Source organism: Spirosoma litoris (assembly GCF_054776755.1).
Genome location: NZ_BAAHBI010000035.1, coordinates 350,715 through 363,414, shown reverse-complemented (window position 1 = coordinate 363,414; position 12,700 = coordinate 350,715). Strand labels below are relative to the sequence as shown.

Genomic DNA, 12,700 nt, shown 5'->3' with positions numbered 1-12,700 from the left:
TTCTTCATAGGTTTCCAAGCCCGCTCAGCCTTTATGATTTCACCTATACGACTGTTTCTATTCATCCTGATCATTTCATTACTGCACTTTACGGGTACGCAGGCCCAGCAATTAAGTATTACGTCCGTTACGCCTAATCCGGTCTGTGCCAGCTCGTCCATCACTGTCTCGTTCAGCTATGCTGCTGGTGATGGGGGAAACTTGTTCATGTACCTCAATGGGCCTGGTACGACTGATGTGCTTATAGGTGTCGCGTCGGTTGGCGGAGGCAATGGTAGTCTGCAAGGTACCATTCCGGCTAATCGAACCACCGGCACATATACGGTTAGGCTAATCCGTATATCGGGCACACCGTCGGGGAATGTGAATAGCCCTAACAGTGCCGGATTTACGGTCAATGCCCTGCCCACAGCACCTACAGTCTCGAATGTGGCTTACTGTTTAGGGGCTACTGGCATTCCACCCCTGACCGCTACGGGCACGAACCTGACATGGTATCCGGCTTCTACGGGTGGTGGTGGAACGACGGTTGCACCCACCCCGCCCACCTCAGCCACAGGCACCATCAACTATTATGTCAGCCAGACCGTCAATGGCTGCGAAGGCCCCAGAGCTACTCAACAGGTAACCATAAATCCACCACCCGCTAAACCTACCGTCGTTTCGTCGTTGTCGTATTGCCAAAATAGCACCGCTCCTTCGTTAGCCGCAGCGGTCACCTCGGGCAGTAATCTGAAATGGTATGGCTCGTCGTTAGGTGGTGTTGGTTCTTCAATAGCCCCTACGCCTTCAACTTCAACCGTGGGTTCGACTACCTACTATGTGAGCCAGACGAATTTCAGTAATCAAACCGATGGGAGTGGCTGTGAGAGTGACCGGGCTGAGATTACGGTAACCATTAAAGCGGCTCCCGCTGCTCCCTCGGTGACCACTCCAGTAACCTATTGTCAGGATGCAGTAGCGAGTCCATTGACGGCTACCGCTGTTAGCGGTGGAACCCTGAACTGGTATGGACCATCCAATAACTCGCTGGGGAGTACGGCTCCCACGCCCCCTACAACAGCACCAGGTACAACCTATTACTCGGTTAGTCAAACGTTTAGCGGTTGCGAAGGTTCGAAGGCCACGATTCAGGTGACCGTTAACACCCGACCAGCCGCTCCCACGACCACGCCCGTGAGTGTTTGTCAGAATACGACGCCCGTTTCGTTAGCAACGGGCATTACCTCAGGCACGAACCTGCGATGGTACCTGAATTCTACGGGTGGGACTGGCTCCACAGTAGCTCCATCGCCCGCGACGACCACGTTGGGGCAAACCCTTTATTATGTGAGTCAGGTTGACAACAACGGTTGTGAGAGCGATCGGGCAGTTATCACGTTTGTTGTTAACGGATATCCGGCGGCCCCTGGTGTTAGTTCGCTGGCGTACTGTCAGAATGCAACAGCGACATCGCTAACGGCTACTGCTGCCACCAATGCCACATTAAACTTTTATCTTGGCTCTACGGGTGGAACACGCTATGCTAGCCTGATTCCCTCAACGACTTCCAGCAATAATTACTACGTTAGCCAGACGTTGAATGGGTGTGAGAGCCCAAGGGCAACCATTACGGTCAGCATCAGGTCTTTGCCTCCTAGTCCGGCAACAACTATACCAGCGGCCTATTGTCAATTTGCTACTGCTGCTCCATTAAGTGCCACGGCCAACACAAACTTCTCGCTGAATTGGTATGGCACCAATGCTACGGGAGGAACTTCGTCAACTGTAGTATCCTCCCCCTCCACCAGCAATGCAGGCGTCTTTCATTACTACGTTAGTCAGTCAGATCCATTTGGTTGCGAGAGTATTCGGGCAGATATTCCCGTTACGGTGAATGCCAAACCGGCCATACCAACCGTGACCAATGCCAGCGCCTGTTTGAACTCCGTTCCCAACTCTTTGTCATTATCCGTTGGCGCAACAGGTACGCTGAAGTGGTATGCGGGCTCTACGGGTGGAACGGGCTCTACAGTGGCCCCAACGCTCTCGACCACAGTATTAGGAACCAGCACTTATTATGTTAGTCAGACGTCTGGCGACGGTTGTGAGAGTGATCGGGCAGCAATTACCTTCACTGTTAATCCGAATCCAACTGCGCCAACGGTAGCTACTTCCTTCCTGTTCCTTTGCCAAAATTCAGTCGCTACTTCGTTAACGGCAACGGGTACGAATCTGAAATGGTACACGACGAATTCGGGCGGTATGGCCCTAACGAATCCGGTCACTCCATCGACGGATGTAGCGGGTCCTCCGGTTATTTATTATGTAAGTCAGACAGATGCCAACGGTTGCGAAAGCCCCCGCACTGCGTTGACGGTGACCGTCATTTCCAGACCTGTTCCGCCAACGGTTAGTTCAACAACACTCACTTATTGCCAGTATGATTCGCCAGCCCCTCTGTCGGCGACGGCTATTATAGGCAATAGCCTCAACTGGTATGGGACGAATGAAACGGGAGGAGTAGCATCGTTAACTGCAACCATCCCTTCGACCAACGCGACCGGTTCTACCCGCTACTACGTTAGTCAGTCGGACGGAAATGGTTGTGAAAGCAGCACCCGATCATTTATTTCTGTTACAGTGAATGCCAAACCCGTTGCCCCCACCACAACGTCTATTACACTTTGCCAGAATGCCAGTACGGTTTCGTTACAAACAGCGGTTAGTACTGGCAGTAATCTGAAATGGTATGATGCCCAAACGGGCGGTACACTGTATACCGGTACGCCTGCCCTCTCCACCTCTGCCGTAGGAGTCACTACCTACTACGTGAGCCAGAGTAGTGGCAATGGCTGCGAGAGCGATCGGAGCGCCGTTGTGGTGACGATTAAAGCCCTTCCTGTGGCACCTACCGTAACGCCAAATCCACAATTGCTGTGTCAGAGTTCGGTGGCCAGTTCATTAACAGCCATCGCCACAGGAACCCTGCGTTGGTACGATTCGGGAGGAAATGTGTATACATCGATAACTCCTTCAACAACAGTTGTTGGGCCTCAGTCGTATTCGGTAAGCCAAATTGTGGATGGTTGTGAAGGGCCTAAGGCCGCTTTGAGTGTAGTGGTTATCTCCAAACCAGCTATCCCTACAGTAGTCAGTCCGATTGCGGCCTGTCAGTTGTCAACTCCGGTTACGCTGGCTGCTACAGGAACAAATCTGAAATGGTATACCGATGCAACCACTACAACCACCATTCCAACACCCACTCCACCAACGACTACTGCTGGAACCACTGCGTACTATGTTAGTCAAACAGATGCTAATGGCTGCGAAAGTGGGCGCGCTTCCATTACGGTCATTATCAATGCTTCTCCGAATGCCACGCTGGTTAGCAGTGGTACGCTGACCTGCGCCATCACCAGTGTGACACTGACCGCCGGAACGGGCGTTGGCTATAGTTTCAGTGGGCCAGGTATTGCTAGCCAGAATCCCCTATCTGGCACAGCGGTAGTTACGGCTGCTGGTGTCTATTCGGTAACCGTTACCAATGCCAATGGCTGTGCTGCCACGCAGACTACATCGGTTCAATCCAACACAACAGTGCCCATAGCGACTCTAACCCAAAATGGGCCGCTAACGCCGGGGACTCCCAGCGCGACGCTGACCGCCGGTGGAGGCAACTTATACGCGTTCAGTGGGCCGGGTATTGTCAGTCAGAATTCTATAGCGGGAACTGCGGTGGCCAATGTTTCGGGCACTTACTCCGTAACTGTTACCACTGCGAATGGCTGCTTCTCAACAGCCAGTGTAGCGCTGGCCGGTACCGACTTAACCCCCATTATCATTATGCCCCAGGCAAACTTCCCGGCAGCGGGCAGTGTCGTTGACTTCCTAGTACGTATATCTGAAGTGTCGGGTCTGCCCACCTCTATGGGTAACGTTAGTATTGTTATTACGGCGCCGGTGGGCTATATGCTCCTGTTTAATCAGTTCATTAACAGTATTGATGTCTCGGGAGGAACGGTCAATGTTCCCGTGAGTAATACCAACTGGACTATAACGGCCAATCTGGCGAGTCGGCAACTCTTCCTGACGATGAAGGCTGACCAGTTTATAGGGGCAGGTGGGGCATCTATTCTGGGCGTAAGTATCATCCGAACGACAGCCAGCGGAGGTAGCGTTTCCAATATCGGCGTAGCGGTACAGAATGATATCTCCAAAGAATATGATGGCGTTCTATCCAACAATGTGTACGCCCGCGTGATCAATGCTTTATAAGAATTTTACTGGATGGCTTTGATAATCGGCCGCTACCTGCTCAGGTAGCGGCCGATTTTTTTAGAAAAAACTTACATGATACAAGACGCATGTGAGCTTTCTCAAATTCACCTACCGCCTGTTTGAAACTGCTTGACATTATCGGCCTTCCGGGGATAATATGCATGGTTATACTCCTCTGACAAGATTATACGGTGCGTATTCTCAATGCATCAAAAGCTAACTCAATTTATGATTTCGTACATACGTGTATTGATATGTGTACTAATCGTCTCGCTGCTTTGCACTACGATTACCCAGGCTCAGCAACTGACCATTACCTCGGTTACACCGAATCCCGTTTGCGCCAGCTCGTCCATCACCGTTTCCTACAGCTATACCGCTGGTGATCCGGGTACACTTCTTCTCTATTTAAATGGACCGGGTACAAGCGATGCATTTATAGGGAGTACAGGAGTCGTCAGTGGCGGTAATGGCAGTATGCAAGGCACGATTCCGGCGGATCGCACCACCGGTACTTACACGGTCAGGTTGATCCGCATATCAGGCACATCAGGAGCGATTGTAAATAGTCCACCCAGCAGTGGATTTACGGTCAATGCCCTGCCCACAGCACCTACAGTCTCGAATGTGGCTTACTGTTTAGGGGCTACTGGCATTCCTCCCCTGACCGCTACGGGCACGAACCTGACATGGTATCCGGCTTCTACGGGTGGGGGAGGAACGACGGTTGCACCCACCCCGCCCACCTCAGCCACAGGCACCACCAACTATTATGTCAGTCAGACCGTCAATGGCTGCGAAGGTCCCAGAGCTACTCAGCAGGTCACGATAAATCCACCACCCGCTAAACCTACCGTCGTTTCGTCGTTGTCGTATTGCCAAAATAGCACCGCTCCTTCGTTAGCCGCAGCGGTCACCTCGGGCAGTAATCTGAAATGGTATAGCTCAGCACTGGGGGGCGTTGGCTCTACCATAGCACCCACACCTTCCACCGATAATGCAATTTCGACTACCTACTATGTGAGCCAGACGAATTTCAGTAATCAAACCGATGGGAGTGGTTGTGAGAGTGACCGGGCTGAGATTACGGTAACCATTAAAGCGGCTCCCGCTGCTCCCTTGGTGACCACTCCAGTAACCTATTGTCAGGATGCAGTAGCGAGTCCATTGACGGCTACGGCTATTAGTGGTGGAACCCTGAACTGGTATGGACCGTCCAATAATTCGCTGGGTAGTACAGCTCCCACGCCCCCTACCTCCTCGCCGGGTACCACGTATTACTACGTTAGCCAGACAGTCAGTAGTTGTGAAGGTTCGAAGGCCACTATTCAGGTAACGGTCAACACCCGGCCAGTTGCTCCTACGACCACGCCCGTTAATGTTTGTCAGAATACGACGCCTGTTTCGTTAGCAACAGGCATTACTTCAGGTACGAACCTGCGGTGGTATCTGAATTCTACGGGTGGGACTGGCTCCACGGTGGCTCCATCGCCCGCGACGACCACGTTGGGGCAAACCCTTTATTATGTAAGTCAGGTTGACAACAACGGTTGTGAGAGCGATCGGGCGGTGCTTACCTTCATTGTCAATGGATATCCATCGGCTCCTACCGTTAATCCAAATACCCTAACGTACTGCCAAAATGCAACGGCAGCCTCATTAACGGCAATTACGACCCCATCGCCCGGTGGAACGTTAAATTTCTATCTTGTTTCTACAGGCGGAACACCTTATGCTGACCTGACTCCTTCAACAGCTGCCAGTAACAACTATTATGTTAGCCAGACCGTAAAGGGGTGTGAGAGCACGACTCGGGCAACCATTTCGATCATTGTTAATACGTTACCGGCTGCACCAGCCGTAACAACACCAGTTACCTATTGCCAATTCACGGTGGCGGCTCCGTTGAGCGCCACGGCTGCTACAAATAATACGCTGTATTGGTACGGCATGAACTCCTCCGGCGGATCTGGTTCGACAACGGCACCAACCCCACCGACTAGTGCTGATGGTACTTTCTTCTACTACGTTAGCCAAAAAGATCCAGTTGGTTGTGAGGGTAGTCGATCACAAATCAGTGTTATCATTAATGCTAAGCCAGCGGCTCCTGCCGTAACTAACGCTAGCGCCTGCCTAAGCGCTGTTGCTGGTTCCTTAGTCTCGTCGGTCACGGCAACGGGTACACTGACATGGTATACGGCCTCCAGTGGTGGTACAGGATCTACAGTGGCTCCCACCCTATCAACTACTGCCACAGGAACGACCACCTACTACGTTACGCAGACAAGTAGTAGCGGCTGTGAGAGTGACCGGGCAGCGATCACCTTTACCGTGAATCCACTACCTCCGGCTCCAACGGTGGCCTCTCCACCTTCGATTTTATACTGTCAGGATGTGACGGCTGCGGCTCTAACCGCTACAGGAACAAACCTGAAATGGTATACTGCAAGTGGCACGCTCTTGTCGAATCCCGTTATTCCCCTAACGAATGTGGCGGGTGCGATTTCCTATTATGTAAGCCAGACGGATGGCTATGGTTGTGAAAGCGCGCGCACAGAGTTCACGGTAGTCACTGCCTCCAGACCTGTTCCGCCAACGGTTAGTGCAACACCCGTCGTTTACTGCCAGTACGATACACCTGTTTCCCTGACGGCTACAGCCCTTCCGGGAAATACACTCGTATGGTATGGTCAGAGTGAAACTGGGGGTACAGCCTCAACAGGTTCAGGCTTCACCATACCAACAACCGATCCAGCTGTCTCTACTCGTTACTACGTCAGTCAGAAAGATGGGAATAATTGTGAGAGCAGCACCCGGTCATTTATCACCGTTACAGTGAATGCTAAACCCGCTGCGCCCACCACAACCTCCATTACACTTTGTCAGAATGCCAGTACGGTTTCGTTACAAACGGGGGTTACCTCCGGCAGTAATCTGAAATGGTATGATGCCCAAACGGGCGGTACTATGTACACCGGAACACCTGTTCTCTCTACCTCTGCCGTGGGGTCCACCACGTACTACGTGAGCCAGACCAGTGGCGATGGCTGCGAGAGCGACCGGAGCGCTGTTGTGGTAACGGTCAAACCACTGCCTGTGGCACCTACCGTAACGCCCAACCCCCAATTGCTCTGCCAGAGTTCGGTGCCTAGTCCATTAACGGCCATCGCTACGGGAACCCTGCGCTGGTATGATTCGGGAGGAAATGTCTATACGTCGGTAACCCCTTCGACAAACGCTGTTGGGCCTCAGTCGTATTCGGTAAGCCAAATTGTGGATGGTTGCGAAGGACCCAGGGCGGCCCTGAACATTGTGGTGATTGCTAAACCAGTTGTACCCACAGTAACCAGTTCGATTGCGGCCTGTCAGTTGTCAACTCCGGTTGCACTGACGGCTTCAGGCACAAATCTGAAATGGTATGCCGATGCAACAACCACGGCGACCATCCCAACGCCCACCCCGTCAACAAACACACCTGGCCCAACTACCTATTATGTTACCCAAACGGACGCCAATGGTTGTGAGAGCGACCGGGCATCCATTTTGGTTCAGATTAAACCCAAGCCCAATGCGCCCGGAACGGCACCCGTTAGCTTCTGTTCCAATCAGGTTACGGCTCTGACCGCCACGTTCGATCCAGGCACGACGCCAAACTGGTACGGCCAAAATCCCGCAAGTACGCCAATTACAACCGCGACAATTCCAACAACTGCTGTAATTGGAGCATCCATCAACTACTACGTTAGCCAGACTCTGGACGGCTGCGAAAGTGACCAGGCAGCTATTGCCGTTACCATCAAGGCTCTTCCAGTAGCGCCAACGGTTAGCACCACCCCCGTTTTATATTGTCAGGATGCCACCGCAGCACCTTTATCGGCTACTGCGGTCAGTGGTGGAACGCTCAACTGGTACACCGTATCTACAGGCGGCAGTGCTTCCTCTACGGCACCCATTCCACCAACAACCAGCGGTACATCACTCACTACCTACTATTATGTGAGTCAGACCGTTGACGGCTGTGAAGGACCACGGGCTACCATTGCCGTTACCATTAATCCAAGACCAGTTGCACCAACGGTTACTGTATCGTTGTCCTATTGCCAGAATACGACAGCTCCGATTCTTTCGGCTACTGCCCCAGGAACGTTGAAGTGGTATGCCGATCCAACAACGACTACAGTCATCCCGACGCCAACGCCGTCAACAACTACAGCCGGCACAACTAGCTATTATGTAACGCAAACCGATGTCAATGGCTGTGAGAGTAACCGAGCTAGTGTTACTGTAACGATTATTGCTACACCCACAGCGCCCATTACAACAACCGCTACGTTCTGTCAGGATGCCACGCCCGTTGCGTTGACGGCTACGACCAGTCCGGGCGGCACGCTGAACTGGTATACCAGTTCAGTTGGAGGTGTACCAACGTCAACCGCTCCTTTCCCGCCAACATCAGCTACAGGTACTACCACCTATTATGTTAGCCAGAGTATTAACGGCTGTGAAGGGCCAAGAGCCAGTCTGGACGTTGTCGTCCTTCCTCGACCAGTAGCGCCTACGGTCAGTACCAATCCCCTGAACTACTGTCAGAATGCAGTATCCGTTCCACTATCGGCTACAGCCAGCACGGGCGCTACACTGAACTGGTACACAGTTCCGACCGGCGGAACATCAAGTTCGGTGGCCCCAACTCCGTCTACGTCAGGAACTGGATCTACTATTTATTACGTCAGCCAAACGGTGAATGGTTGTGAAGGCCCTCAGGCTACGATTACTGTCACGATCAAGCCGTTGCCTGCTGCCCCGAGTATCAGTTCCAGTACGGTAAACTTTTGTCAGGGTACAGTGGCTACCACGTTGTCAGCTACGCCTAGCCCTGGTGGTATCCTGAATTGGTATACTGTGCCAACCGATGGCACGCCAAGTGCAACTGCCCCAACGCCACCTACATCGACACCAGGCATTACGATCTATTATGTTAGTCAAACCGTTAATGGTTGTGAAGGTCCTCGGGTAGCCATTACGGTGACCATTACGGCAACGCCTGGCGCACCGGGCACATCGGCAATAAGCTACTGTCTAAATGCCGTTTCTGCACCACTAACAGCAGTAACCAGTCTTGGCGGTACGTTGAACTGGTATATTAACCCGACTGGGGGCGTATCGACACCCATTGCACCTTCTCCACCAACATCAACGGCGGGTGGTCTCACGTACTACGTCAGCCAGAGCGTCAGCGGCTGTGAAGGGCCACGAGCTAGTGTTGCCGTTACGATCAAATCATTGCCCTCGGCTCCTGGTCTTAGTGCCAGTGCTCTGAGCTATTGCCAGAATACGACGTCTGCTCCTTTAACGGCCATCCCTAGCTCGGGTGGTACCTTGAACTGGTACACTGTGCCGGTCAATGGAAGCCCGAGCCAGACGGCGCCGACTCCGCCAACGTCAGCGGTAGGTATTCTTAATTACTACGTCAGCCAAACGGTTAATGGTTGTGAAGGCGATCGGGTTAATATCGCTGTTACTATTAAAGCGCTGCCCACGGCCCCCGGTGTTGCTACAGCCCCAATCGTTTATTGTCAGGGCGTTATAGCTACTGCATTAACGGCATCGCCAGCCAGTGGTGGCAGTTTGAACTGGTATACCACGCAAACGGGCGGAGTGGCTTCGTCTATAGCCCCTATACCACCAACCACCTCACCAGGATACTTTACCTATTATGTGAGTCAAACCGTGAACGGTTGCGAAGGACCAATGGCTTCTATTACCGTAATCATTCAGCCCACGCCACCCGCCCCAACCGTTGGAAATGCGCCAATCTATTGTCAGGGAGGGCCAGCCACGGCTTTATCGGCAGTGGCTACCAGCGGTGGTACCTTAAGTTGGTATACAACCCCAACGGGTGGTACGGGTTCCGCAATTCCGCCCGTTCCGCCGGTTACGGCTGCGGGTACGGCTACCTACTACGTCAGCCAAAATGTGAACGGCTGCGAAGGGCCACGGGTTAGCCTGGTCGCAACCATAAAAGCGTCTCCATCAGTACCAGCTGTAACAGCCTCGCCCACGTACTGTCAGAATGCAGTTGCGGCTCCCTTAACGGCTACACCAAACGGCGGTGTGCTGAACTGGTACACAGCTTCATCGGGCGGCAGTGCCTCGTCTATAGCACCGGTTCCGCCAACGACTACGCCCGGAACTCAGGTCTATTATGTAAGTCAGACCGATGCCAATGGCTGCGAGAGTAACCGGGCACCCGTAACGGTTAAAATAAATCCGCTTCCGGTGGCTCCTTCTGTAACACCTGCTACCTTCTGCCAGGGCTCGGTGGCCACAGCGCTTGTCGCGACGCCGGGGAGTGGCGGTTCGCTCAACTGGTATACGACGCCAACGGGCGGAACGAGCACACCCCTGGCACCAACACCCGTTACAACGAATTCGGGTGCGTTACCTTATTATGTGAGTCAGACCGATATCAATGGCTGTGAAAGCCCCAGGAGTTTGCTACTCGTGACGATTACGGCCATGCCCGCGCCACCTGTTTTCCCGGCAATAGCGCCAGTATGTCAGAACAGTACGCCTTTTGTTCTGGCGGCTGCCGGACAAAGCCTGAAATGGTATGCCGATGCAACCACTACGGCAAGTCTGGGTAGTGCGGTTACGCAAACGACCACGGTGCCCGGAACGTTTGTTTACTACGTCAGCCAAACCGTGAATTCGTGTGAAAGTGCCCGGGCAACGGCGCAGGTCGTTGTTAATCCATTGCCAGCAGCGCCAGCGGTAGCTGCCAATCAAAACGGGTGCCAGGACGCCATTGTACAGCCGCTTACCGCTACAGGTACGGCCCTTCAATGGTATGATGGGAACGACAACCTGATTTCGCCCCCAACGCCTGTAACTAAAGTTGATATTACCCAATCGTACAGCTATAAAGTGACGCAAACGATCAACGGCTGCACGAGTCCCAAAGCCACAATTAACTATGTCGTTAACGTTACGCCATTGCCAACGGTTGTTTCGCCCATTGCCTTCTGTCAGAACACAACCCCGAGACCGTTAACGGCTTCGGGGACCAATTTAAAATGGACTGATCCAACGGGAGCTGTAACGACAAACGCACCGACTCCACCCACCACTGTGGTAAGCGCTGGCACTAGTTATTCGGTTACCCAGACAAGTGTGCTGGGTTGTGAAAGCCGGAAAGCCGAAATCAGGGTTACCATTAACTCAGCGTCGGCGGCTAAACTGGAAGGTACTTCGTCTATTTATCTGGGAAATTCAGCGGTACTAACTCTGACACTATCAGGCGTAGGGCCTTACAGCTATACGCTTTCGGATGGAACCACCGGCACGGCCGAAACAGCCCCCAATGGGGAGGCAACCGTACGCAAAATTTCAGTTACTCCGGCGGCTAGCACCACTTATGCTGTAACGGCTGTCGCGAATGCCTGTGGGAATGGCGCAGTAACCGGGGGGGCTACAGTAACTGTCAAGGTTCCTACTATTGCTACCAATGCGCTGTCGACATCCGTAGTCTGTACCAATACATCGTTTGTGGTACCATTTTCGACAACGGGCGAGTTTGTATCCGGAAACGCCTTCACGGTCGAAATAGCGAGTGCCACTGGCGATTCAGCGTCCCGAAAATACACCCCGATTTCAAATGGCGTTGTTCAAAGTGGCGGTATTAGCACCAGTATTCCGGGTACGTTTGCTTCTGGCCAGTATTATGTTCGGGTAACGGCATTAAACGCACCTTATCCGATTCTGGGAACACGGAGCCCAACTCTACTTACGGTGAGAGCCGCACCCACTGCCTCAATAAGTGCCACCAATAATGTCATTTTTAGCGGACAAAGCACTGAACTCAATTTCGCGTTGACTGGTGAGGCACCCTGGACGGTAACCTATTCGAATGGCACACAGGTTGCAGCATTTGGTACAAATTCGAACGTGTTTTCTACGACCGTTACGCCCACTACGACAACGACTTATAAACTGCTGACGGTCTCCAACGGGTGTGGTTCCGGCAAGATAGAAGGCGTTGACACGGTACGGGTTCGCGTCGATGTGTTAACGGCAGAAGAGGATTTGTTGAGCAATTCAGTAAAGGTGTATCCCGTTCCGACGGATGGCGCTGTAACGGTCGATATTGATCTGCCGCTTCAGAAGGAAGCAGCACAATTGCAATTGGTAGGCCCTGGCGGGACTGTTTTCGAGCAGATAACGACCAAAAAACGCCAGACTCAGCTAGACTTGAACAAGGAGCCTGCCGGTACGTATCTGTTACACATCACTATCGGCGACAAATCAACCGTACGCAAAATCCTTAAATTGTAAGAGCGAAGGTATTATTACCCACGGCGACACGGAGAATAAAGAGAGATAATGAACCTATTTAAACTTTTTGTTTTATAGAAAATACTAGTCTGTTTTTTGAGATTCC

The 12,700-nt window shown here is 52.6% G+C and carries 2 protein-coding genes; both read left to right on the top strand.

Annotated features, from left to right (window positions below):
• Positions 1–33: 33 nt before the first annotated feature.
• Positions 34–4,257, top strand: coding sequence for an Ig-like domain-containing protein (locus tag ACYVGR_RS20850; RefSeq protein ID WP_460960231.1), 4,224 nt, complete (start codon positions 34–36; stop codon positions 4,255–4,257).
• A 231-nt stretch (positions 4,258–4,488) separates the two neighbouring features.
• Complete coding sequence (locus ACYVGR_RS20845) at positions 4,489–12,594, top strand: Ig-like domain-containing protein (RefSeq protein ID WP_460960229.1); 8,106 nt, start codon at positions 4,489–4,491, stop codon at positions 12,592–12,594.
• Positions 12,595–12,700 lie beyond the last annotated feature (106 nt).